24 protein-coding genes and 1 tRNA gene are annotated in these 25,201 nt (G+C 42.9%); 9 read left to right on the top strand and 16 right to left on the bottom strand.

The genetic code is table 11. The features are described from left to right. Window positions 1-4: 4 nt before the first annotated feature. The 4 genes from P3L47_RS20580 to P3L47_RS20565 all read right to left on the bottom strand — a co-directional run bounded on the left by P3L47_RS20580 (window position 5) and on the right by P3L47_RS20565 (window position 3,887). Window positions 5-919 carry a CDP-alcohol phosphatidyltransferase family protein gene (locus P3L47_RS20580; RefSeq protein ID WP_122361582.1) on the bottom strand — a complete coding sequence of 305 codons (915 nt, stop codon included), beginning with the start codon at window positions 917-919 and terminating at the stop codon, window positions 5-7. Next, window positions 919-1,776 carry an ATP-grasp domain-containing protein gene (locus P3L47_RS20575; RefSeq protein ID WP_122361583.1) on the bottom strand — a complete coding sequence of 286 codons (858 nt, stop codon included), beginning with the start codon at window positions 1,774-1,776 and terminating at the stop codon, window positions 919-921. The genes P3L47_RS20580 and P3L47_RS20575 overlap by 1 nt, the downstream gene beginning before the upstream one ends. A gap of 3 nt (window positions 1,777-1,779) precedes the next feature. After that, on the bottom strand, window positions 1,780-2,481 hold the full coding sequence (locus tag P3L47_RS20570) for a sugar phosphate nucleotidyltransferase (protein WP_277781969.1): 702 nt from the start codon (window positions 2,479-2,481) through the stop codon (window positions 1,780-1,782). Between the two features lie 113 nt (window positions 2,482-2,594). Further along, window positions 2,595-3,887 carry an inositol-3-phosphate synthase gene (locus P3L47_RS20565; RefSeq protein ID WP_122361585.1) on the bottom strand — a complete coding sequence of 431 codons (1,293 nt, stop codon included), beginning with the start codon at window positions 3,885-3,887 and terminating at the stop codon, window positions 2,595-2,597. 433 nt (window positions 3,888-4,320) lie between these two features. Here P3L47_RS20565 and P3L47_RS20560 point away from each other — a divergent pair, with 433 nt between their 5' ends. Beyond that, a complete protein-coding gene (locus tag P3L47_RS20560) occupies window positions 4,321-4,566 on the top strand; it encodes an RNA-binding regulator (protein WP_122361586.1) in 246 nt (81 codons plus the stop codon). A 105-nt stretch (window positions 4,567-4,671) separates the two neighbouring features. Continuing rightward, entirely contained in the window at window positions 4,672-5,925 is a 1,254-nt protein-coding gene (gene lpxZ / locus P3L47_RS20555; protein WP_277781968.1) for an LpxZ family protein, read from the top strand. A gap of 27 nt (window positions 5,926-5,952) precedes the next feature. On the opposite strand, the gene P3L47_RS20550 is transcribed toward lpxZ, so the two are convergent. From P3L47_RS20550 to P3L47_RS20520, 7 genes are all read right to left on the bottom strand, one after another. Further along, window positions 5,953-6,330, bottom strand: a complete 378-nt coding sequence (locus tag P3L47_RS20550) for a cyclic nucleotide-binding domain-containing protein (protein WP_122361588.1) — start codon at window positions 6,328-6,330, stop codon at window positions 5,953-5,955. 9 nt (window positions 6,331-6,339) lie between these two features. Continuing rightward, window positions 6,340-7,365 carry an FAD:protein FMN transferase gene (locus tag P3L47_RS20545; protein ID WP_277781967.1) on the bottom strand — a complete coding sequence of 342 codons (1,026 nt, stop codon included), beginning with the start codon at window positions 7,363-7,365 and terminating at the stop codon, window positions 6,340-6,342. Window positions 7,366-7,410: 45 nt separating this feature from the next. Further along, entirely contained in the window at window positions 7,411-9,156 is a 1,746-nt protein-coding gene (gene ilvD / locus P3L47_RS20540) for a dihydroxy-acid dehydratase (RefSeq protein ID WP_277781966.1), read from the bottom strand. Window positions 9,157-9,167: 11 nt separating this feature from the next. Next, the gene (locus P3L47_RS20535; protein WP_122361591.1) at window positions 9,168-9,731 is read right to left on the bottom strand and encodes a manganese efflux pump MntP; all 564 of its coding nucleotides are present in this window, start codon (window positions 9,729-9,731) and stop codon (window positions 9,168-9,170) included. Window positions 9,732-9,751: 20 nt separating this feature from the next. Beyond that, window positions 9,752-10,702: a glycosyltransferase family 2 protein gene (locus tag P3L47_RS20530; protein ID WP_122361592.1), complete on the bottom strand. Its 951-nt coding sequence runs from the start codon at window positions 10,700-10,702 to the stop codon at window positions 9,752-9,754. 17 nt (window positions 10,703-10,719) lie between these two features. Beyond that, window positions 10,720-11,250: a DUF4199 domain-containing protein gene (locus P3L47_RS20525; RefSeq protein ID WP_122361593.1), complete on the bottom strand. Its 531-nt coding sequence runs from the start codon at window positions 11,248-11,250 to the stop codon at window positions 10,720-10,722. 110 nt (window positions 11,251-11,360) lie between these two features. Next, a tRNA-Thr gene (locus P3L47_RS20520) sits at window positions 11,361-11,434 on the bottom strand. 650 nt (window positions 11,435-12,084) lie between these two features. Here P3L47_RS20520 and P3L47_RS20515 point away from each other — a divergent pair. The 6 genes from P3L47_RS20515 to P3L47_RS20490 all read left to right on the top strand — a co-directional run bounded on the left by P3L47_RS20515 (window position 12,085) and on the right by P3L47_RS20490 (window position 18,276). After that, window positions 12,085-13,488: an amidophosphoribosyltransferase gene (locus P3L47_RS20515; protein WP_122361595.1), complete on the top strand. Its 1,404-nt coding sequence runs from the start codon at window positions 12,085-12,087 to the stop codon at window positions 13,486-13,488. A gap of 259 nt (window positions 13,489-13,747) precedes the next feature. Continuing rightward, complete coding sequence (pepT, locus tag P3L47_RS20510) at window positions 13,748-14,968, top strand: peptidase T (protein WP_122361597.1); 1,221 nt, start codon at window positions 13,748-13,750, stop codon at window positions 14,966-14,968. Between the two features lie 14 nt (window positions 14,969-14,982). Beyond that, entirely contained in the window at window positions 14,983-16,068 is a 1,086-nt protein-coding gene (gcvT, locus tag P3L47_RS20505) for a glycine cleavage system aminomethyltransferase GcvT (RefSeq protein ID WP_122361598.1), read from the top strand. A gap of 78 nt (window positions 16,069-16,146) precedes the next feature. Continuing rightward, a complete protein-coding gene (locus P3L47_RS20500; protein ID WP_277781965.1) occupies window positions 16,147-16,671 on the top strand; it encodes a GNAT family N-acetyltransferase in 525 nt (174 codons plus the stop codon). Between the two features lie 98 nt (window positions 16,672-16,769). Continuing rightward, entirely contained in the window at window positions 16,770-17,723 is a 954-nt protein-coding gene (locus tag P3L47_RS20495; RefSeq protein ID WP_122361600.1) for a transporter, read from the top strand. A 115-nt stretch (window positions 17,724-17,838) separates the two neighbouring features. After that, the gene (locus P3L47_RS20490; protein ID WP_122361601.1) at window positions 17,839-18,276 is read left to right on the top strand and encodes a DUF695 domain-containing protein; all 438 of its coding nucleotides are present in this window, start codon (window positions 17,839-17,841) and stop codon (window positions 18,274-18,276) included. Window positions 18,277-18,380: 104 nt separating this feature from the next. On the opposite strand, the gene P3L47_RS20485 is transcribed toward P3L47_RS20490, so the two are convergent. Continuing rightward, complete coding sequence (locus tag P3L47_RS20485) at window positions 18,381-18,794, bottom strand: DUF5856 family protein (RefSeq protein WP_277781964.1); 414 nt, start codon at window positions 18,792-18,794, stop codon at window positions 18,381-18,383. A gap of 147 nt (window positions 18,795-18,941) precedes the next feature. Here P3L47_RS20485 and P3L47_RS20480 point away from each other — a divergent pair, with 147 nt between their 5' ends. Beyond that, window positions 18,942-19,298 (top strand): DUF488 domain-containing protein, encoded by a 357-nt coding sequence (locus P3L47_RS20480; RefSeq protein ID WP_122361603.1) that lies wholly within the window; start codon window positions 18,942-18,944, stop codon window positions 19,296-19,298. Window positions 19,299-19,411: 113 nt separating this feature from the next. Here P3L47_RS20480 and thrC read toward each other — a convergent pair whose 3' ends face one another. From thrC to thrA, 4 genes are all read right to left on the bottom strand, one after another. Beyond that, a complete protein-coding gene (gene thrC / locus P3L47_RS20475) occupies window positions 19,412-20,725 on the bottom strand; it encodes a threonine synthase (protein ID WP_277781963.1) in 1,314 nt (437 codons plus the stop codon). Next, a complete protein-coding gene (locus tag P3L47_RS20470) occupies window positions 20,722-21,924 on the bottom strand; it encodes a cofactor-independent phosphoglycerate mutase (protein ID WP_277781962.1) in 1,203 nt (400 codons plus the stop codon). The genes thrC and P3L47_RS20470 overlap by 4 nt, the downstream gene beginning before the upstream one ends. Window positions 21,925-21,979: 55 nt before the next feature. Then, entirely contained in the window at window positions 21,980-22,330 is a 351-nt protein-coding gene (locus P3L47_RS20465) for a four helix bundle protein (RefSeq protein WP_277781961.1), read from the bottom strand. A 106-nt stretch (window positions 22,331-22,436) separates the two neighbouring features. Continuing rightward, window positions 22,437-24,878 (bottom strand): bifunctional aspartate kinase/homoserine dehydrogenase I, encoded by a 2,442-nt coding sequence (gene thrA / locus P3L47_RS20460; protein ID WP_122361606.1) that lies wholly within the window; start codon window positions 24,876-24,878, stop codon window positions 22,437-22,439. Window positions 24,879-25,201 lie beyond the last annotated feature (323 nt).

Below are 25,201 nucleotides of genomic sequence, written 5' to 3'. Positions count from 1 at the left end.
TTTATTATTTTGATTCAAGCTCTTGGGTGAATACTGTGCAGATGCGCTCGTGTGTAACGATCATATATGCCAGCATGATATTCAGTACCGTCATTTCGAATACGAAATATAACCACGGCATGTCGATAAAAAGACTGACAAATAAAGCAATGACACGTGTATTGAATGACAGCATATTGGTATACTTCATCAACGGGAGGCTCTTTTCACGGAAAGCTTTCCGGAACCATTCCGGTGCTTCGTCGTGATATTTGGTCCGGATCACATGCATCATCTTCTGAAACTTCGGTGACAGCGATTCCTGTCCGACTGTATAGTTGATATAAAATGTTTCAAAAAGCTTGTAGATGAAATCCTTTTTCCAGCTCATTGTTTTGTATTTCTCTTTCAGGACAGGGGAGTGGGAGAGTTCGCTGCCAGCCTTTCCTTTCAGAAAGAGCAGATGGATGTTCCGGTAATAATCCGCCATCGCTGCTTGTTTGCTATGGAAAAAACCCGTGGTGGCTGCCAGTATCCAGATCCAGATACCCCATTCCGGTGTCAGTCGAAGACAGATGGCTGCGTAGATGGCGATAAACCAACAGTCACCGGCTGTCCCATCCAGGATACGTCCCAGGGGAGTCTTTTTGCCGGTCATGCGTGCCAGCTGTCCGTCAGCACTGTCGTATGAGTTTGCCCAAATAAGCAGCAGCATTCCTATGATATTAATAGTCAGGCTCTGATAATAAAAACAGATACCGGCTGCAATACCGATAAAGATGCTGGCGACTGTGATCGCATTGGGTGATACTCCCAGTTTATTAAAGAATAATGCCCAACGGTAACCGATCGGGCGATAGAAATGAATATCGATGAACTCTTCGGTGTCCAAAGATTTGAGAGTAGATTCTATATTGGGTCTCTTTGTTGTTTCTTCCATTATTTGCTGATTAAATTATATATACGGCGGGCAATGTGGGGAGCAGCATCGTCCCGACAGGGAGCAAAGCTTGGCCAGTCATTAAAGTCTATCAGACGGATCGAACCGTCGTCGGAGATAATACAGTCGCCTCCGTAAATATGTATATTCAGTACTTCCGCGGCCTGGCTGCAAAGCTGTTGCAGCTTTGGACTGTCAAACGGAATGCCTTTGGCCGTTCCGTTTATTTGCTCTAAACCGAACTTACTGTGATGTTGGTTTGACGGGTAGAACCAATAAAAGAAATCGGTACCGGTCACACCGTAAAACTTAACCAGGTCACCAACGAGGTGTTCATTAATCACGGCTGTTTTGATGCCACGGATAGCATATTCTTTCAGTATCGTTTTGGCTTCTTCCGGATTTCTGACGTAGGTGACGTCTTCCCTGTGGATAGCGTGAAAGTCACCCCGTTTGATCCAGCTATTAAAAAATCCGGCCTTTTCAAGCGCTTCGGTCGGGTCTTCATCGGTCGGAAGGATCAGGCTGGCCGGATGTGAGATATTGTTTGACATTAACAGGCGAGTCATTTTCTCGCGTGTACAATTTTCAATTCCATAGCCGGAGTTGATAACCGTATAACCCTGGTCTTCCATTTGTTGTAGCTTATGAATGGAAGTCCAGTTTCTTACCATGTTAAAAATAGCCGGTTCGGTAAAATCACGGACTATCAGGTCTGATTCTATGTATTCGTTTACTTCGCATCCCAAATTGCGCAAATGCTGAACTGTGAGGGAAAAGATGGCGGCATCGTTTCCGATATGATTAGGGGAAAACTGATTTTCCCGACGAATACCTGCTATAGTTAGTTTGCTCATTACTTATTGTTTTAAAAACTCTTCGGCTTTTTTGATATCTTCTGCATGATCTACGTCTACGATCTTACTGAACGGATAAGCCCTTAACGTTAATCCTTCGACTATAAGCTGACGTTGGTAATTACGCATGCGCGACATTCCTTGTTCGATGGCATTGTTCAGCACTTTCAATCCGGAGCGTTGTAAGCAATATATTCCGCCGGAGATGTAGGTGCATGCCGGTTCTCCCTGTTTGTCCAGAAAGCCGCGGATCATTAAATCTTTGTCTGTATCTACATATAACGGCTTTTCATCATCGATGAAATCTGTTACAGCCATCAAGCCGTCCAGCCGGCTGTCTTTCAGGAACTCCTGGATGTATCCGCCGAATTCTTCTTCCCTGAAGATGGTGTCGACGGTGGTAAGGCAGATATTGTCGCTATCCAGATGGTGACTTAGCTCGTAAAAACTATGCATCGAACTGGGAGTGGATTTAACCAGCAGATAGAAAGGAACCGGTAGTTCCATTTTTCGCAGGTGTTCCTGCACTTCCGTCATTTCTTCATTGACGATAATGCTGATAGATGTGGCATTGTTTTTCAGAAAAACATTGATCAACCGGTCTATTAGCGTCATACCGTTTAATTGCACCAGCGGTTTGGGGCATTTTACTCCTTCTTGCACCAATCGGGAACCTTCGCCTGCTGCAATGATTGCATAATCCATATTTTATCAGAAACTATTTGAATAAAGAAGATTGATATATGAACAAGAATTTCTTCTATCCGTGGAAATTGTATTTGAACGGATAGAAGAAATCTTTCTTTTATATGTGTGTATCAATCCAGATAGCTAGGTGCTTTTTCTCCGATCATATCACGCAGTGTCTGTTTAACCATTCTCCACTGCTGGAACAGGTCGTGAACAGGCTGGTGTTCGAAGTCATGCATCGGGCTCTTGCAGAAGAATGACAACCAGGTTTGGATACCGGACATACCGGCACGCATAGCAAGATCACTGAACAATACCAGGTCAAGAGCGATAGGAGCAGCAAGGATAGAGTCGCGGCAAAGGAAGTTTACCTTGATTTCCATCGGATAACCCATCCATCCGAAGATATCGATGTTATCCCATGCTTCTTTATTGTCTTTACGGGGCGGATAGTAGTTGATACGTACCTTATGATATACGTCACCATACAGATCCGGGTATTTTTCAGGTTCGAAGATGTTGTCGATCACTGACAGTTTACTAACTTCTTTTGTCTTGAAGTTTGCAGGATCATCCAATACTTCACCGTCGCGGTTACCTAAGATGTTGGTAGAGAACCAACCGCTTACACCCAGCATACGTGTTTTGAACATCGGAGCCAGTACGGTCTTCATCAATGTCTGTCCGCTCTTGAAGTCCTTACCGGAGATAGGAACGTTCATCTGTTTGGAGAATTCCCACATAGCAGGCGTATCTACGCACAGGTTAGGAGCACCCATGATGAACGGAGCACCTTCTGCGATAGCAGCGTAAGCATAACACATACTTGGAGAAACAGCTTCGGTGTTGTTTTCCTTCATTGCTTTTTCCAATGCTGCAAGCGACATGTGTTCTTCTGACAGCGGAATATAAATTTCCGTGCTTGCAGCCCACAGAACTGCCATACGTTCGCAGTTGTTTGCGGCTTTAAAGTCGCGGATGTCCTGACGCAGTTGTTCTACCATTTCCCAACGGGTGGCAGCTTGTTTGACGTGCGTTCCGTTTAAGCGTTTTGCCCAATTGTGATCGAATGCGGCCGGCATCGGTTTGATAGCCTGCAATTCCTCTTTCACGTTGTTCAAATCTTTTTCTTTCAGTACTTCAGCATACATGGCAGCCTCGTATGCATTATCGGGGAATATATCCCAGCCGCCGAATACAATATCGTTCAGATCAGCCAAAGGCACAATGTCTTTGATTGCTTTCTCTTCCCCGTTCTCCAAACGCATTGTCGCCATCTGTGCGATCGAGCCGATTGGTTTCGCTACCCCTTTACGAGCTGCCAGAGTACCTGTAATCATGGTGGTTGATACTGCACCACCTACACCCACAACGAGAATGCCAAGTTTACCTTTAGCTTCTTTTACTTCGATTTTTTCCATGTCAATTTAAGTTCAAAAAATAATTGTGCAAATTTAGCCCTTCTTAATTAGATTAAAAAGGAGAAATATGCGATATAATTGGTCAAAAATACTATAATTTTCAATAACTCGCCAATTTTTAAAGTAAATAGCCTCCGTATTTAGTCCTAAAGGCTTGTTTTTTGAGCCTTCTGAGGGATGAAAAAATATTTCTTGCTTCGGTTATTTGTTACAAAAATATAAAAATAGATTCGATTGACAAATAATTTGGATGAATATAGTTGATTATCGAATAAAAAGAGTTTCCTTTGTGCCATGTGAACAACATAGTTTTCAGAAATAGTTCTTTTATCTCCGATGTAATATTCAACAATGAATTTATTTTGTAGTAATCGACCTTTCCAAGATTATTTGTTACAGTTTTTTTTATTAATTATTTTATATCATTTTTTGTATGAATATTTACATTGGTAACCTGAACTATCGGGTTAGAGAATCTGACTTACAGCAGGTTTTGGAAGAGTATGGCGTTGTAGAATCAGTTAAGTTGATCATTGATCGCGACACAAACAGATCTAAAGGATTTGCATTTGCTGAATTTACTAACGAAAGTGAAGGAAGAAATGCTATCAACGAACTGAACGGTGCTGAATACGAAGGTCGTCAGATGGTTGTTAAAGAAGCTACTCCGAGACGTTGAGATAGTTTTAACGAATAGCATAAGAAAGGGATACAGGAATTAAACATCTGTGTCCCTTTTTTTATTACTGATAATTTCTTACGTTTGCTGCAAATTTTGAAATAAATGAAAACTTTTCTTGTGAAACCTGCACGCCTCCTTCTGTCAGGCATCTGCTTTCTGTTTGTCAATTTGTTTGTTCTATCTCCGGTACGGGCCCAGATATCCGATCAGGTTTTTAAGTCGGATCATCATATCGATCCGGAAAAGAAAGGACAGTTGTTTGTCGAACTGGACAATATAAGTTTTTTTAAAGATAATGAGTATTCGGGTTCTATCATGAAAGGATATTCATTACCGGGTTTTTGGATACAGCCCAAAGCTGTTTTTTATCCTTTAAGTAATATCAAGCTTGAACTGGGAGCGCATATGTTGCGTTATTGGGGAGCTAAAAAATATCCGGCTTTTGCCTATCAGGATATTGCCAAATGGAAAGGTGACCAGTTTCAGCATGGCTTTCATGTGCTTCCTTTTTTTCGTGCACAGATAGCCTTGTCCGATCATGTGAATATTGTGCTGGGGGACATTTACGGCGGAGCAAATCATAATTTGATCGAGCCGTTGTATAATCCGGAACTGAACCTGACTGCCGATCCGGAAGCCGGACTTCAGCTATTATATGATTCCCGCCGGTTTGATCTGGATGTATGGGTGAACTGGGAAAGTTTTATTTTTCATGAAGATACGCATCAGGAAGCTTTTACTGTTGGTCTGTCGGGACGTTATAAATTGAATGATCCGGAAGCCCGTTTCCATTTCTATGCGCCGGTACAAGGCCTGGCTCAACATCGGGGCGGAGAAATTGATACGATATATACTAATTCGGTACAAACGTTGATGAATGGTTCTGTGGGTGTTGGTACAGTCTGGAATACAGGTAATCCGATCTTTCGGAATGTGAATCTGGAGTTTGACGTGACAGGGTATTATCAGCAGGCTGGCAAGTTGTGGCCTTATGACAGCGGTTCCGGTTTCTATGTTCGGGCTTCTGCCGATATTTATGACTTTAGGGTGAAAACATCTTACTGGAATAGTGATAAATTCATCTCTATGTTTGGAAGTCCGTTTTACGGAGCAGTGTCTACGTCCAACGACGGGGTCACTTTCGACGGGCAAAATATGGTTTATCTGGGGCTGGAATATTCAAAAAGCTTCGGGAAAGGATTTTCTATGGGGGTAGATGTGGATGTGTATCATCATTTATCTGTGGATAAGTTCGGACCGGGCATAGGAGAGGTGAGCAAATCCGGTAGCGCGACCAGTTTCTCTGCAGGAATTTATTTCCGAATCAATCCGTCATTCCTGATAAAAAGTTTCTGATAAATAATATGGAAAGTAAATAAAGGTCTAATTTAAATTAGACCTTCTTTCTTTCTGATAGGATTCAAGCAGGAAAAGTGTTTTTGCCAATGATGGAAAGGTAGGAAGGACTACCGGGTTTTCCGGATTCCATTCCGGATCTTCTGTAATCATCGTAGATAAAGTTCCTGCATGCATAAGTACCGTTTGCGCATCTGTGATAGCGGTTATTATATGACGTTTTTCAGCCGGCAACAAGACGAAATAACCTTCATTTACTTCTACTACCGGAGTTGTTGCTATCGAACAGATAAGAAGTTTACCGGCTGTAACAAAAAGTAATATGTTTCCCATTTGTTCTGTGTCATATACAACTTCGCCGGCTTTTACTTCTTTACACTCAAATTGATTAATAAAATTCTTCATAAAAAATTGCTACTCATTGAGCATCGCCTCAATCTTCCTGTTGGGAAGGTATTGGAGCATGCCGTCAGAGTATTCTATCTGATGTTTACCGTTTTCATCGGTGTAGATAACATAGTATTCGATTCCGGGAATGTTTTTAGCGGTTTCGCGGGCCTTTTCAAGTCCCATGGCCATAAAAGCTGTAGCATAGGCATCTGCAGTAATACAGTCTTCCGCTACGATCGTTGCGCTTAATATGCTTTGTTCGGATGGATATCCGGTTCGCGGATCAATGGTGTGTGCATACTTCTTACCGTCTTTGATATAAAAATTACGATAATTACCGGAAGTCGCTACACCTCCTTTTTTACATAATTCGACCACTTCTCCTACATCATTCTTTATGCCGGTTGAATCGTCTTCCGGTTTGTTAATGCCTATACGCCAACATTTCCCATTTTGATTAACGCCTTTCATTGTGACTTCGCCGCCAATTTCGACCATATAGTTTTCGATGCCTTCGCGTTCAAGCAAACGTGCTATCACATCGCTGGCGTAGCCTTTGGCGATGGCTGAACAGTTCAACAGGATACGGGGATCATCTTTTACGATCTTGCGTCCGTCCAGTCTGACCTTCTGGTAGCCGACAAATTGTTTGATGCTGTCGATCATCTGAGGTGTTACGCTGTCCATTTTGCTGAAACCGAATCCCCAGAGATTAACGAGCGGGGCACAGGTGATATCGAAGACTCCTTCCGAATGGTCGGATACGTCTTTCGCTTTGTTGAATACCTCCATGAACCAGTCGTCAACCTCGACAGGCTCATTTTGGTTTACTTTCGAAATGATAGAGTTCGGGTTGAACGGATTCAACGAAAGATTGAATTTTTGAAATTCAGCATCGATCTTCTCTGTTAATAATTCAGAACCTTCATATTTGATATGATAGATTGTATGGAAAACGGAACCACTTTCTTCAAAATATTGTTTCTGTTTTGTACAGGCTGTGAAAATGAGTATCCATAAGCAAGCCACTAAACTTATCTTCTTGCACATCTCTTTAATTTTTAGCGCTGCAAAGATACGAAATTTTATTGTAATTCAACTAAAGTCAATGGTTAAGCCTTTTTTGTTTTCCATATAAGCGCCTTTCATGGGAGATGCGCAGTTATGAGTGAAAATATCCAAAATGCCGCGAATATGACGGGATGCCGGTTGTTTCCACCGTTTGCGGCGTTCAGACAGAACACGGTCGATTTCTTCCGGAAGCAATGGCTGTCCGTTTATTCCTATAATTTCAAGCTTGCGGGCGGGTATATCGATACGGATCAGGTCGTTGTCTTCAACCAGTGCAATAGGTCCGCCTTCATAGGCTTCCGGCGAGACATGTCCGATGGCAGGGCCGCGTGTAGCTCCGGAAAAACGTCCGTCGGTAATAAGGGCGATGCTTTCCGCCAGTTCGGGATCGGAGGCGATGGCTTCCGTCGTATAGAACATTTCGGGCATGCCACTGCCTTTCGGACCCTCATAACGAATAAATACGGCATCTCCCGGATGGATGTTTTTTTGTAATACGGCTTGTAAGGCCTCTTCTTCGCTGTTGAATACGCGAGCTGTCAGAGTTGCCTGCATCAGGTTGGGAGAGATGGCTGCATGTTTTACTACGGCCCCTTCCGGTGCGAGATTCCCTTTTAATATGGCGATCGCTCCCTGTTTCCGGATCGGTTTATCAAAGGGCTTGATGATATCTCCGACTTTTACGCCCAACGGGGACAGGTATTTGTGACATCCTTCGTAAAAGCCATTTCTTTGTAATGTTTCCAGATTCTCTCCCAGGCATTTGCCGGTTACCGTCCGGACATCCAGGTTTAGTACACCTTTCAGTTTCTCCATAATAGCTGGAACACCTCCGGCATACCAAAAATATTCGCCGGGCCAGAAACCGCTGGGGCGAATATTTAATAAAAATGGAATCTCTCTGTGGATCTCGTCGAATAGTTCGGCAGGAAGTTCGATGCCTAATTCATGTGCAACAGCCGGTAAATGCAACAGGCTGTTACTGGAACCGGCAATGGCGGCATGTACCATAATCGCATTTCTGAAAGCGTCGATTGTCAGAATGTCGGATGGCATTAATTCCTCTTTTGCCAGTTCGACGGAACGTTGACCGGCATTTCGGGATATCTCTTTTAAATAATGTATATGCGTGGGGATCAAAGCAGAGCCCGGCAATGCGATACCTAATGCTTCCGCCATGACCTGCATGGTAGAGGCGGTTCCCATAAACGAGCAGGCTCCGCAAGTCGGGCAAGCGTCTTTTTTGTAGGCGAAGAATTGCTCTTCGCTAATTTCTTTTCGCTCATACCGGGCACTGTATGTTCCGATTTGTTCCAATGTCAGCAGGTTGGGGCCGGCTTTCATTATACCTCCGGGCAGGAGAAGTGCCGGCATATTCAAACGTGCGATAGCCATCAGATGAGCAGGAACCGATTTGTCGCAACTAGTAATGAATACTCCTGCATCGAAAGGGGTTGCTTTGACGTGTATCTCCATCATGGCTGCCATCAGGTCACGCGATACCAGTGAATAATTCATGCCGTCATGCCCTTGCGCTTCACCGTCACAAATGTCAGTAACGTAATAATTGGCAGGCCGTCCGCCGGCATCGTTGATGCCTTTACCGACTTCGTCTACCAGCTTGTTCAGATGGGCACTTCCTGGATGGCTCTGTCCATAACTGCTTTCAACGATGACCTGTGGTTTGCTGAGCTCTTCGATGCTCCAGCCGCTACCGAGACGAAGTGAATCGAGCTCCGGTGCCAGCTTACGTAATTCCTGACTTTTCATATATTTCTTTATTAACCGAAGAACAGATGTTCTATTAGTATTTTTGCTCCGATACCGATCAGGATCAATCCGCCGATCAGGTCGAGTTTTAAATCCACTTTGCGCCCGAAGCGACTCCCGAAATAAACGCCGGAAACCGACATCAGGAATGTGACGATCCCGATCAGTGAAGCCTGGATGATGATATCTGATTTCAGAATTGCCAGCGAGATACCGATAGCCAACGCATCGATGCTGGTGGCTATGGATAGTCCGAACAGTGTCTTGTTACAAAGCGGATTCGTTTTGCAATCTTCATCTTCTTCCTGCGTGCTGTCGTAAATCATTTTACCGCCCAGATAAAGTAACAGGATAAATGCGATCCAGTGGTCGAAGGCTGTGATGTATTTCTGGAATCCGACACCCGCTAGATACCCTAAAACCGTCATTGTGGCCTGTGTGATACCCATAAAAGAACCGATCTTCACCATATTGCAAACAGTGCAGTTTCGGATAACGGCACCTCCGGTTACAGACACGGCTAAACTATCCATCGACAGTCCGATGGCTAGTAACACTATTTCTATAATTGACATAAATTAAAAGAGTAGTGTGTTCATATTTCTGATTCTATCTTATAATTGTTTCTGTTTGACGAATTTCGGGAAATCAGTTCACCGATGAATCCTGCCAGGAACATTTGGGTTCCCAGAATCATTGCAGTAAGCGAAATATAGAAATACGGGGAATTAGTTACCAATGGGCGCAGATCACCGGAGAACATGGATATAAGTTTCATGGTCAATACGAAAACCAGCGCGATGAAACCGATAAAGAACATCACGCTCCCCCATAGTCCGAAGAAATGCATCGGTTTCTTTCCGAATTTGGAAGTGAACCATAAGGTGATCAGGTCGAGATAACCATTCACAAAACGGTTCAGCCCGAATTTGGTTGTTCCGTATTTGCGTGCCTGGTGCTGTACTACTTTTTCGCCTATCTTATGGAATCCGGCAATCTTCGCCAGATAGGGAATATACCGGTGCATATCATTATACACCTCGATATTTTTTATTACGACACTCTTGTAGGCTTTCAGTCCGCAGTTGAAATCGTGCAGGTTGTTTATGCCAGAGAATTTGCGCGCAGTCGCATTGAACAGTTTGGTCGGGATTGTCTTGGATAGCGGGTCGTAGCGTTTCTTCTTCCATCCGGAAACAAGATCGTATCCATCTTCCTTGATCATGCGGTATAGTTCGGGTATCTCGTCCGGACTGTCCTGCAGATCGGCATCCATGGTGATGACGACATCTCCTTTTGCACGTTGGAAACCGCAATGCAATCCGGGAGATTTGCCGTAATTCCGGCGGAATTTGATCGCTCTGATACAAGAGTTCTTTTGTTGTAACTCCTGGATCACTTCCCATGAATTGTCTGTGCTGCCGTCGTTTACAAATATAATTTCGTAAGTAAAGTTATGTTCTTTCATTACCCGCTCTATCCATGCTTCCAATTCTGGTAGAGACTCGGCTTCGTTGTACAACGGAATAACTACTGATATATCCATTATTGTATTGTTTCTCCTTATTGTTCTTGTCTGATTGCACCGGTTTCATTGTTCCTGCACAAAATGGCTGCTACCGGTATCGATAGTATGATTCCATAGAATATATTATTGAAAATACCTTGAATAGCCATGTGGATAGGAGTGAAGTTGGTTTTTCCGATCGTTTCCATTACTTCGGTACTGACCTGCGAATCTTTCAGGATATCCATCATCTGACTCACGGAGTTTGCCAGAAAATCAGCAGGTGCGATGAACTGGAAAAATACGAAATGTTCCAAAGCTACGATCAGGGCTGCGAAAAAATACAGCATTGTTCCGAAACGCCAGGCATGAAAGAAACTGATCTTTCCGCCGATATCCTGTTTATATCGTTTTGTCAGATAGTAAGCGATGAATGGTACTGTCAGAGTAAGCACTATATATATAATGTTTAGCGCAGGAACCGTGTTACTGAAAATAAAGAACAAGTATTTTATCACCCAGAAAATTCCCATGGCTAATCCATAAGTCATCGCGCTTTTTAATAGTAGACCTTTATTTTCTTCCATTATATTGCTGTTTTAAAGTTTCTATCAGCAAAATTAATCCTTTTGTTATAATATACAATGTATAACAATAAAAAAGAGGAAGCTTATTTGAATAAACTTCCTCATTTCTGAGCCTCTTGTCGGATTCGAACCAACGACCCCGAGATTACAAATCACGTGCTCTGGCCAACTGAGCTAAAGAGGCAAGTGGGTAAGCTTACTACATCGCGCCGCTACAACCAAGTACCCTTGCTGCGGTCAAGCCCTGGGGGATTCCGAGGGAGCATGCCGTGTAGGACTTACCCGGGTGCAAAAGTAGATATTATTTTTTACAAAACAAGCGTTTTCCTCTCTGGTAAGTGATATTTGTTTCTAAGTGACTGTAATCCTTTTGTTTTCTGTGTAGTTAAAAAATGTTTAGGTAGTTCCTCGCTGTTTTTTGTCGACAAATAAATTTAATAGTAAACCTGGTTTATCAAAGCACAACAGGAGGGACAACCCTTTTTATTACTGAGCATGAACCTAAGTCAACCTCTTTTATATATTAGACTGGAAGTAGTCAACTAAAATCGTTAAACTACAATTAGATAGAGTTTCATAATATATGGAACTAATGTTTCACAATATATGGAATAAAAGTTTCATAATATATGGAATTAAAGTTTCGTAATTTGTGAAACTGTATTTAGGTTGTACTGTTTAGACTGTTCAAGTGAGAGCAAAGGATAAGGTTGTCGGCTTGCGAAAAAGCGTGGGTCAGTCATATTTTTTGATAGATTATGATCTACTCTGGTATATGTATAAATATTCTTGTAACTTTGTGCCCAAATTCAAAAATCAAAAACACTAAGGACAATGGGTGGTTTTTTCGGAACTATTTCTAACTCAGCCTGTGCCACCGATTTATTTTACGGCACAGACTATAATTCCCATTTGGGAACCCGCCGAGGCGGTATGGCAACTCTTCACGAAGGCGTATTCAAACGTTCGATCCATAACCTCGAAAATTCTTATTTCCGTACTCGTTTTGAAAGTGAACTGGAAAAATTTTTGGGAAATTCCGGTATAGGTATCATTAGTGATACTGATCCTCAACCTATCTTCATTAATTCTCATTTAGGTAAATATGCAGTTGTAACGGTCGCTAAGGTGAATAACCTCGAAGAACTGCAGAATGAACTGTTGGATAAAGGTTGTCACTTCTCTGAAATGAGTTCCGGACAGATCAATCAGACAGAGTTGATATCCTTACTTGTTTCCCAGGGAAAGACATTTGTTGAAGGTATAGAAATTGTATTCGAAAAAATAAAAGGCTCCTGTTCGATGCTTATCCTGACAGAGGAAGGTATTATTGCAGCACGTGATAAATGGGGACGTACTCCGGTGCTGATCGGAAAGAAGGAAGGGGCATATGCCGCATCTAGCGAACCTTGTAGTTTCCCGAACCTGGGTTACGAGATAGAATATAATGTAGGACCGGGTGAGATCGTAATGCTTACTGCCGATAAGATGACACAGTTGCGTAAACCGAACGATAAGATGCAGGTTTGTTCGTTCCTGTGGGTTTATTACGGTTATCCGGTGTCTGAGTATGAGGGAGTAAATGTAGATGCTTCCCGTTATGCAAGCGGTTTGGCGATGGCAAAAAAGGATGAAGTGGATGCTGATTTTGTTTCCGGTATTCCTGATTCCGGTATCGGTATGGCTTTGGGATATGCTGAAGGAAAAGGCATTCCTTACCGTCGTGCTATCGTTAAATATACACCGACCTGGCCACGTAGTTTTACTCCGGCCAACCAGGCTGTCCGTGATCTGGTAGCTAAGATGAAGTTGATCCCGAATCGTCATCTTTTGAATGGCAAGCGTGTTATTTTCTGTGATGACTCGATTGTTCGTGGGACGCAGCTTCGCGATAATGTGAATATATTGTATGGATATGGTGCGAAAGAGGTACATATGAGAATCGGATGTCCTCCAATCCTGCATGCTTGTCCGTTTGTCGGTTTCTCTGCTTCCAAGTCACATCTCGAACTGATTGCCCGCCGGATTGTCAAAGAACTGGAAGGGGATGATGCAAAGGATTTGGATAAATATGCAACAACCGGAACCGAACAGTATAACCAGCTGGTAGAACGTATCCGTGAAAAGCTGAATATTACAACATTGAAATTCAATACGGTTGAAGACTTGATCGCCTCGATCGGCTTGCCGAAGGAATGTGTTTGTACACATTGCTATAATGGTAATGGTTGTTTTTAACTACTTTTCCCTTGATGGAAAAGTAGGCAAAAGATCAAGGCTGCACCGACTTCGCTGTTACGGTGAAAGACTATGCTGAAAAATCCGAAACTCGCTGCGCTCAGACAACGGATTTTTTTAACCGCTTCGTCTTTTTCCTCCGCGGGTGTAGCCTTGATCTTTTGGTTACTTTTGGATCAAGCCAAAAGTAACATTCAATTTATTTTGTTATTCGTTGCTCTTTATCTACTTTTATGCTTTAAATATAAAAGTATAACTTATGACAGTATTAGATAGATTTCTGAAGTATGTCACGTTCGAAACCCAATCGGACGAAGAGACACGTACAACACCGAGTACTCCGGGACAGCGAGTATTTGCAGAAGCATTAGTAAAAGAACTGGAAGAGTTAGGTCTGGAAGATATTTCTTTGGATGACAATAGTTATCTGATGGCCACCCTTCCTGCCAATACGGATAAAAAAATACCGACCATCGGTTTTATAGCCCATTTGGATACCAGTCCGGATATGTCGGGAAAGGATGTGACTCCGCGTATCGTTAATTATAAAGGCGGCGATATTGTATTGTGTGCCGAAGAAAATGTCGTTCTTTCTCCGCTTATGTTCCCTGAACTGAATGATTATAAGGACCAGGATATTATTGTAACCAACGGTAAAACCCTGTTGGGAGCAGACGATAAAGCAGGAGTAGCAGCCATTATCGGAGCAATCCAGTATCTGAAAGAACATCCGGAGATTGAGCACGGAAAGATTCGCATCGGCTTTACTCCCGATGAAGAGATAGGAGAGGGTGCCAATCATTTTGATGTAGAGAAGTTCGGTTGCGAATGGGCCTATACGATTGACGGCGGACAGATCGGTGAACTGGAATATGAAAACTTCAATGCTGCTGTTGCCAAAATCACTTTCAAAGGGCTGAATGTCCATCCGGGTTATGCAAAGAACAAGATGCTGAATGCTTCACTGCTGGCTATTGAGTTCGCTTCCTGGTTGCCTGCTTCACAACGTCCAGAACATACACAAGGATATGAAGGTTTCTATCATCTGACCAATATGTCGGGCACGGTAGAAGAGGCTTCTTTATCTTATATTATCCGTGATCACGTACGTACCTTGTTCGAAGAGAAGAAAAAACAGCTGGAAATGTGGGTGAAACGTATGAACGAAATTCATCCGGGCAGTACGAGTCTGGAACTGCGTGACCAGTATTATAATATGCGTGAAGTGGTTGAACCGAAGAAGCATATCGTGGACCTGGCATTCGAAGCGATGGAAGCAGTCGGTGTCAAACCGTTGGTTAAACCGATTCGTGGCGGTACGGACGGAGCACGTCTGTCGTTTATGGGATTGCCTTGTCCGAATATATTTGCGGGCGGTCTGAATTTCCACGGACGTTATGAGTTCCTTCCGGTCAACTCGCTGGAAAAAAGTATGCAAACAATCATAAAAATAACCGAGCTGTCAGCTCAAAAATCTTAAACGAAATTAATAACATGAAGACGACTCCGTTTACCGATGTGCATATCGCATTGGGAGCAAAAATGCACGAATTTGCCGGCTATAACATGCCAATCGAGTATACCGGCATCATTGATGAACACATGACCGTTGTGAATGGCGTAGGTGTATTCGACGTATCTCACATGGGCGAATTTTGGGTGAAAGGTCCGAACGCTTTGGCTTTTATCCAGAGTATTACTTCCAACGACGCATCTGTTTTACCTTTAGGCAAAGCACAGTATACCTGCTTCCCGAACGATAAAGGAGGTATTGTGGATGACCTGTTGGTTTACCACTTCGAACCGGAAAAGTATTTACTGGTAGTAAATGCCGGTAATATCGCAAAAGACTGGGATTGGTGCGTTAGCCATAACACAGTAGGAGCAGAACTGGAAAACTCTTCCGACCGTACTGCCCAGCTCGCTATACAGGGACCGAAAGCTGTTGAAGTACTTCAGCGTCTGACTCCGGTCGATCTTTCTTCCATCCCTTATTATTCTTTTGTAACAGGTGAGTTTGCCGGTTGTAAGAATGTGATTATTTCCAATACGGGTTATACCGGTGCGGGTGGTTTCGAATTGTATTTCTACCTGGATGATGCGATGACTATCTGGAATGCTATCTTTGAAGCCGGTAAGCCGGAAGGTATCAAACCGATCGGTTTGGGTGCACGCGATACGCTTCGTCTAGAAATGGGATTCTGCCTGTATGGTAACGACCTGGATGATACGACATCTCCGATCGAAGCCGGTTTGGGTTGGATCACTAAATTTGTAGACGGTAAGGACTTTACCAACCGTGCAGAACTGGAACGTCAGAAGAAAGAGGGTGTGACACGTAAACTGTGTGCATTTGAATTGGTAGACAAAGGCATTCCTCGTCACGGCTATGAAATCGTTGATGCAGAAGATAATGTGATCGGTGTGGTAACATCCGGAACCATGTCTCCTGTCTTGAAGAAAGGTGTCGGTATGGGATATGTGAAACCTGAATACGCGAAGGTCGGTTCTGAATTTTTTGTAAAGGTTCGTAATCGTAATCTGAAAGCGCAGGTGGTAAAAGCTCCGTTCCGCAAATAAAAAGACTATCATAAATCATAGAAGTTAGCCGGATAGAATTATTCGGCTAATTTTTTATCAAAGAAATGAGCCGGACTGATGAAACAGATTAGAGTAACAAATAAGCAATCTCCCTTATATACAGATTTTGAACAGTTATATCGGATTAGTTTTCCAATCTTCGAACAACGGACGGAGGAACAGCAGATGCAGGCTTTCTCTTCGTCTTCTTATCATTTAGCTATTTATGTAGAGGATGGAACGTTTGTCGGTTTCATAGCCTATTGGGTATTTACCCATTATTTATATATCGAACATTTTGCTATCCATCCGGATCTGAGAGGAAAAGGATATGGCAGTGTTGTCCTGAAAACTTTGCGGGATAGTTGTGCTAAAAGGCTTTTGTTGGAAATAGACCCAGTCACGGATGATGTTTCGGCTAAACGACTTCATTTTTATAAATTGAACGGCTTTTCTGCAAATCCATATCCTCATATCCATCCACCGTATCGTAAAGGATTCCACGGGCATGATCTGGTTGTCCTGACAACAGGGGGAGGAATAACGCCGGATGAATATAAACAGTTTGCGAGGGATTTAAAAGGGATCGTTATGTGTTTTTAGTTTATTCCGGAATGCATTTGTTGGATTTCGACGACATTATAGTCTGAAAGTAACAGATGTTTTGTAAGTTTGCAGCGGAATAAAATAGAATAGTTCTCATGCTGAATTTTCTGAAAAACTGGACATTGCCTATTGCAATGCTTGCCGGTGCGTTAGGTTATTTTGTATTTGCCAACTTCACATTTCTGGAGCCGACAAAACCGTTTGTAAATACGTTCATTGCATATATTACCCCTTTTCTGATCTTTGCACAACTGCTGCTTACTTTCTGTAAAGTGGACTGGCGCGAGTTGATGCCTTCCCCCTGGCATGGATGGCTATTGCTTTTTCAGGTCGTATCGGCATCGGCTTTAGCAGCTTTACTGATCTTTATTCCTATGGATGGTTCTTATCGGGAGGTGTTTGAAGCGGCTATGGTATGTCTTATTTGTCCGACGGCAACGGCTGCCGCTGTCATTACGGGTAAACTGGGCGGAAGTGCTTCCAGTCTGACTACCTATACATTATTATCTAATATATTGGCGGCAATAGCCGTCCCCTTAATATTTCCGTTGGTGGAACCGCATGCGGACATCACTTTCTTTACTGCTTTCCTGAAAATATTGGGTAAAGTATTCCCTTTACTGCTGTTTCCATTTTTCCTGGCCTTGTTTTTCCGGTATGTTCTTCCGAAAGTCCATCATTTCCTGTTAGGCTTTCATGATCTGGCTTTTTATTTGTGGGGTATGGCGTTGGCTATTGTTACCGGACAGACGGTGAAGTCCTTAATGACCAGTGACGTTTCGGGAAGTGTACAAATACTGATTGCTTTAGCCGGTTTTATTACTTGTGCCCTTCAGTTCTACCTGGGCAAACGAATCGGAACGATTTATAAAGACCGTATCAGTGCCGGTCAGGCTTTGGGACAAAAGAATACAGTGTTGGCTATTTGGATGGCTTATACTTATCTGGATCCTGTTTCCTCGGTGGGTCCGGGCTCCTATGTTCTGTGGCAGAATATTTTTAATAGCTGGCAGTTGTGGAAGAAGCGGAAGAAAGAAGAAATGCTATAAAACTATAAGGAAAGAGCCTTTAAACTTTCTTTTGTGGTTGATAGTCTTTTATTATCTTTGTATGTGAAGTTCTGCTTTAGATTTTTTTGATTAGTAAACAATAAAAAGAACATATATGCGATTAAGCAATGAATGGTTTACTGCGCTTTCGGAAGACGAGGCCGGTCATTTGGTTACAGTTAGCGGGCGTGATGAGTTGACGGAGTTTATTCAGTCGGGTAAATTCAAAGAACGTGTCGAGATTACCTGGAAGTATGAAGGGGATGATAAAGGTATGCCGGCTGAAGAGCTGGCAGAGAAAATGGAAACTGTTCAGGAAACATTGCAGAAAGCGATGGAAAAGGATAAATTAGCCATTCAGACAGGCGTCTATACCGGAGGAGGAGAGAGGGTGTGGGTTTATTATACCCGTACGGTTCGTGTTTTCGGTGAACGGTTGAACGAAGCACTGGCATCATTCGAACTGCTTCCGATATCTATTTATACGGAAGTCGATCCGGAGTGGGAGGAATATCTGGATATGTACGAGATGAAACAGTGGGCGTTAGATTAATTGCGTAAATGTTATTCTATAAAATATGAAAAGGCTGTCTCCTTTAAAGAAGACGGCCTTTTTCTATATAAACTTTAATATAACTGTAGAGGATCAAATTCAGTTTACTGCAATCTAACCAATCTGTAAAGTAACTGTTGGATTGCTTCCTGATAGTCGTCGATGATAGACTGTGAGAAAGCTTCAGGGAATAAGTCTCTGTGTTTTTCTACGTAGTTGTAGAAGTCTGATGCATGTTTCACAATGTCCTTCGGAGTTTTTGTTTCGGGTATTGTAATTTGCAGATCACCTACCATTGCGTATGTTGTTTCTGTAATTCGGTCGATCACATCGAGTACTGAAGCAACCGCTTCATCCAATGCCATGTGTTTAGCATAACTACCTGTTCCGGTTACGCTCCAATGGAAAAGTTTGAGACTGCTGTTAAATGAGAAAAGTTCTCCGATAAATGCTGCGAGCTCTTTATTTGAAGTATGGGCTGCTTTTTCTTTTTGTTCCGATTTTACTGTTGTACTCATAATGCTTTAGTTTTATGTTTTGCATTTAATAAACACCATGAACCGCAGTAAAGTTTAGAAAAAATGCAGAAAATATGGAATGTAATTTATGCTAACAATACGTCGATAAACATTGTTTATTATAGAAGATGTAATGAATAAATGAGTATGACGCAAATAAGATTAAAACGGATATATGAAGATCCGGAAAGTACGGACGGCTATAGAATCTTTGTCGATCGTTTATGGCCGAGAGGCATGAAAAAAGAAGCTGTTCATTACGATGTGTGGGAAAAAGACATAACACCTTCTCCTGAACTACGCGGATGGTTTCATCAGTCACCCGATGAAAGATGGGAAGAGTTTGCCGCATTATATAAGAAAGAACTGAGTGGTTCGGATGCGGTAAAAAAGTTTGTTGAAGAGATAAAGAAGTATCCGGTAGTGACATTACTTTATGCAGCGAAGAGTCCGGACCATAATCATGCTTTGGTATTAAAAGCGTATTTGGAGCATGTAATGTAGGCATCCGGTAAATGTAGAAAAAAAGATAGGTCTTTTGAAATGTTAAGTCCTGACTTTTGAAATCAAAATAAGGGACTTTTGATTTCAAAAGACCGGTCTTTTTTTACATGCTTTTATTGGGCCAATAGATAAGACTTAAATGTCTCAAAATCACTGCTTAGCTCGATGCTTTGCTTCGTTCCCTGCATGAAGGCTTGCAACTTTTTCGGGATCTCTATATCTGCACCGAGAATACGGTCAACCGTTCCTTTGAATTTCACCGGATGAGCTGTCTCCAGGAAAAGACCGGTCTCGTCTGTGTCGAGTGCATATTGTATCAAAGCCTGGAAACCACAGGCTCCGTGAGGGTCGAGCAGATATCCATCGTTTTTATATACATACCGGATAGTATGTTCGATCTCTTCGTCTGTGAAACGGTATCCGCTGATACGCTGGCATATTTCATGATGTTTATCGCCATAGATATCGAATAGATCCATGATACGGGCAAAATTACTCGGATCGCCGACATCCATAGCATTGGCTATGGTTGCAACAGAAGGACGCGGAGTGTAAACGCCGGTTTTCAGGTATTCGAGGAATACGTCGTTGCGGTTATTAGCTGCGATAAAGCGCTTTACCGGCAATCCCATCCAATTGGCAAAAAGACCTGCAGTGATATTCCCGAAGTTTCCGCTGGGAACGGAAATCACCAGATTATCCGCTTTGCCTATTTTATCTAATTGTGCATACGCATTAAAATAGTAAAATGATTGCGGAAGGAAGCGGGCCACATTGATCGAATTGGCAGAGGTCAGCTTCATGTGGCGGTTCAGTTCATCATCCATAAAAGCTGATTTTACCAATGCCTGGCAATCGTCGAAAGTACCGTCTATTTCCAGTGCTGTAATGTTCTGTCCGAGAGTTGTGAACTGGCATTCCTGGATCGGGCTTACTTTTCCTTTCGGATAGAGCACATACACATGGATACCCGGTACGCCCAGGAATCCGTTGGCTACAGCACTGCCGGTATCTCCCGAAGTGGCAACCAACACATTGACCTGCTTCAGTCCCTCTTTCTTAATGAAATATCCCAGCAGACGTGCCATGAAACGACCGCCGACATCTTTGAATGCCAGTGTCGGACCATGGAACAGTTCAAGGCTATAAATATTTTCACAGACGTTTACCACCGGTGTGTCGAATGCCAGTGTGTCTTTTACGATCTCGTTCAATGTTTCTGTTTCGATATCTTCTCCGAAGAAAGCTTGTGCTACCGTACAGGCTATTTCGTGAAAAGACTGATTCTTCATATTGTCGATTGTCGCTTCATCCAGACGGACAATACGCTCGGGCATATATAACCCTTTGTCTCCTGCGAGACCTTTTACAACGGCTTCTTCGAGAGTAGCCAGGGGAGCTTGTTTGTTTGTGCTGTAATATTTCATAATAATTCTCTTATAAATTCATCTTTTTCAAGTACGCCATATTTTCCGTTCAGAACGCTGAACTCATCGAAACGAGTGACAGTATCCGGTTCCTGTCCGGGTTTATAGATCAGGAAAGGGACAGGAGTATTGGTATGGGTACGGATCGAACAAGGAGTCGGGTGATCGGGGAGTATGGCGATAGCTACCGGTTCATCCCACTTCTGTAGTTCTTCGTAGATGATGCGGATCGCCCGTTTATCCAGATATTCGATTGTTTTTATTTTCAGTTCGACATCTCCTTCGTGGCCTGCTTCGTCGCTCGCTTCCACGTGGAGATAAACGAAATCATTTGTTTTTAATGCTTCGAGGGCAGCATATGCTTTCCCTTCATAGTTGGTGTCGTACAGACCGGTTGCACCTTCTACGGTGATAACTTCCAGACCTGCATAAACTCCGATACCTCGTATTAAGTCCACTGCCGAAATTACGGAGCCTTTTCCGAATCCGTACATTTCCTGCATGGTCTGCATGGCAGGGCGGTAACCGGGAGACCAGGGCCAGATGCTGTTTGCCGGATCTTTTCCTGCCGCTATACGCTTCAGGTTGACCGGATGATCTTTCAGTATCTCCTGCGATTTCAGAATCAGGTCATTCAACAGGTCGGCTGTCTCTTTTGCTTCCGGTACTTCCGGCTGGATCATTAGTGGACGGAAAGGATGGAGGGGAACATCGTGAGGAGGTGTACAATCCAACCGTTTGTCACCATTCTTGATGACCAGCAGGTGACGGTATGAAACGCCAGTATAGAACTTAACTCTATTGGAACCCTGCTTTTCGTTGAGGCATTGGATTAGTTCGTCGGCTTCTTCTGTAGAGATATGTCCGGCGGAATGATTCTTCAGGATCTCTCCTTCAACACAAATAAGGTTACAACGCATAGCCATCTCACCCGGTTGTAAGGTAACGCCGATGCTTGCTGCTTCCAGTACGCCGCGTCCTTCATATACTTTAGGCAGGTCGTATCCGAGTACGGCCATATTGGCAACTTCACTTCCCGGGTGGAAGCCGTCGGCGACGGTTTTCATTTGTCCGGTTACTCCCAGGGCAGCCAGTTTGTCCATATAGGGAGTGTCTGCATATTGCATAGGGGTTTTGCCTCCTAATGCCTCGATTGGCTCATCTGCCATTCCGTCTCCTAAAATAATAATACTTTTCATCTTTATCAGTTGACAGTTGACAAGTGACAGTTGATAGTTTGGGGAACTGTCTAAGTCAACTATTTAGTTTACTTGTTTTTACAATACTGATTGTTAATCTTATTAATTCTCTGCAATCATTGATGATTGAAGTATATTCTGAATAAGTAAGATATTGAGTATCTTTAAGAAGCATGATCCAGTATTCGCTTTCATTGGCTTCTTTTAAAGCTATATTTACTTTATTAATGAAATCGGCACGTGACTGAGCATGTTCACTTTCCTTCAATAAAGCTCCAATAGATGTACCACTACGTAAAAGCTGTTTTGATAAAACAAACTCTTTCCGTCCACACAACACTTTATAAAGCTTAACAATACGTATGGCGAATTTGTAAGCTTTTTCTCTCGTAATACTTTTTTCCATAGTTAATACTGTTATTGATTATTTTTGCATTAATATAAACAATCAACAAGTAACAATTAGAATTTTTATCTGTCAACTGTTACTTGTCAACTGTCAACTTCAATTGCTAACGTATGTTAGCAATTGATATGATATCGGCGAAAACGCCTGCCGCCGTCACATCGGCTCCGGCTCCATAGCCTTTTATTATCATAGGATACTCGTGGTATCTTTCGGTAGAGATCATAATAATGTTGTTGCTGCCTTCCAGTTCATAGAACGGATGGTGGCTGTTCACTTCCTGCAAACCGATTTCGCAGGCTCCTTTTTCCATCTTTGCAACGAAACGGAAACGTTTCCCTTCGGCTTCCAGTTGCTGACGTTTACTTTCAAATCCGGCATCCAGTTCCTTTACATTACACCAGAAATCGTCAAGCGAACCTGCAAAATATTTATCCGGAACGAACAGGTTTCGTTTTACATCTTCCTGTTCTACTTTATAACCGGCTTCACGAGCCAGGATAACCAATTTACGTAATACATCCTTGCCACTCAGGTCGATGCGAGGATCCGGCTCCGAATAACCTTCTTCTTTTGCCATCTGGATCGCTTTACTGAAAGGTATATCCGCACTGAGTGTATTGAATATATAATTTAATGTACCCGAAAGCACGGCTTCCAGCTTCAGGATATGGTCACCGCTGTTTCTCAGGTCGTTCATCGTGTTAATGATAGGAAGTCCGGCTCCCACATTTGTTTCAAACAAGAACTTGATACCGCGATGACGGGCTGTTTCTTTTAGTTTGATATAATTGCTATAAGAAGAAGAAGCTGCGATCTTATTGGCTGCGACTACTGAAACGTTATTATATAGCAAAGTTTCATATAAGTCGGATACAGCCGGAGTTGCCGTACAATCCACGAATACGGAGTTAAAGATATTCATCTTTACGATCTCGTCTCTCAGATGTTCGGGTGAACTTTCTTCGCCGTTCTTTTTCAGTTCTTCGATACAGTTTTCCAGATTCAGACCTTCGCGCAGGAAAAGGGCCCGTTTACTGTTGGCGATACCTACGACATTCAGCTTTAGACCGTTTTGCTCCATTAGCTTAGGTTGCTGGATACGTATCTGTTCCAGCAGATTGCCACCGACTGTTCCTACTCCTGCAATAAACAGGTTCAAAACCTTATACTGTGACAGAAAAAAGGAGTCGTGGATAGAGTTTAACGCCTTACGCAGATATTTGAGCTTGATAACGAAAGATATATTTGTTTCGGAAGCTCCCTGCGCACAAGCGATTACGCTGATACCTGCACTACCCAGTGTACCGAACAGTCTGCCGGCGATACCAGGTGTACGTTTCATGTTTTCTCCGACGATAGCGACTGTTGCCAGGTCTTTCTCGGCAACCGTATCATTCATATCTCCCTGGGCACGTTCGAGGGCAAACTCCTCATTCAGAACCTCTACTGCCAGGTCTGCATCCGCATTACGGACAGCGAAAGTCGTATTGTTCTCAGAACTAGCCTGTGATACCATAAATACACTGATACCGTTTTTAGCCAGTGTTTTAAAGATACGGTAGTTGACACCGATCACACCGACCATACCCAAACCTTGTACGGTAATCAGACAGGTATCATTGATAGAAGAAATACCTTTGATAATGGCTTTTCCTTCTTCCTTTACTTTCTCCTTGGAAATATAAGTACCCGGTGCTTCCGGATTAAATGTATTCAGGATGCGGATAGGTATATTTTTATGATAAACTGGATAGATCGTCGGCGGATAGATCACTTTGGCACCGAAGTTACACAACTCCATGGCTTCGGTAAATGTCAGCCGGTCGATAACGTATGCCGAACTGATCACACGCGGGTCGGCTGTCATAAAGCCGTCCACATCCGTCCAGATTTCCAAAACGGAAGCATCGAGGGCGGTAGCCAAAATAGAAGCGGTATAGTCAGAACCTCCGCGTCCCAGATTTGTTACTTCTCCGTTTTCCGTGCTCGAAGAGATAAATCCGGGTACGAGCGAAACTTTCGGCAGCGGATTGAATGTCTCTTTGATCAATTGGTTGGTTTTCTCAAAATCTACAGTATGCTTGTTGAACTGTTTGACTGTTTTAATGAACTTCCGTGAATCGAACAATTTGGCATCTTCGATCACATTGGATACGATCAAAGAAGAGATGCGTTCCCCATAGCTGACGATCGTATCGGATGTCTTGACCGACAGATCATTGATCAGGTACACACCTTTGAAGATATTTCCCAGTTCGTCCAGCAGGCTCATCACTTTCTTCTGTACCTCGATGCGTTTCATCTTGTCCGGAATAACTCCCTGGATCACGTCCAGGTGACGTGTTATGATTTCGGAGAATTCTCTCTCGTATCCAACATCCCCTTTGGCTGCCATGGCAGATGTAGCCAGCAGTTTGTCGGTAATGCCGCCCAAAGCAGAAACGACAACGATTACAGGCTCTTCAATAGCCTCTACTATCTTCTTTACACTCAGAATACTATTCACGGAACCTACGGACGTTCCGCCGAATTTCAATACTTTCATCGGTATGTATTATTTTAGTTGACAATTGACGGTTGACAATTGACAATTTATTTGTAACTAAATTAATTGATAATAAGAACCGGATGGAACCGGCATAAAGGATGCAATACAAATGATTGCAACAATGCAGGACGTGGCCGCTGCGCTTGTTTATTTGTAAATTCTAACCCCCCAAGGGGTCATCAATGCCCATGTATAATATGCTATACCTGCAATCATTCTTTTCTTTTTCTAGTTTTCATATCTTATTGCAGGGGCAATATTACACATTATTTTTCAAATGCAAGCATTTTTTCAGTAGAAAGTGATAAAATAGTGGAAAG

Source organism: Parabacteroides chongii (assembly GCF_029581355.1).
Lineage (GTDB): Bacteria > Bacteroidota > Bacteroidia > Bacteroidales > Tannerellaceae > Parabacteroides > Parabacteroides chongii.
The sequence above is the reverse complement of the archived record's forward strand: the minus strand, read 5'-3'. Positions and strand labels throughout refer to the sequence as shown.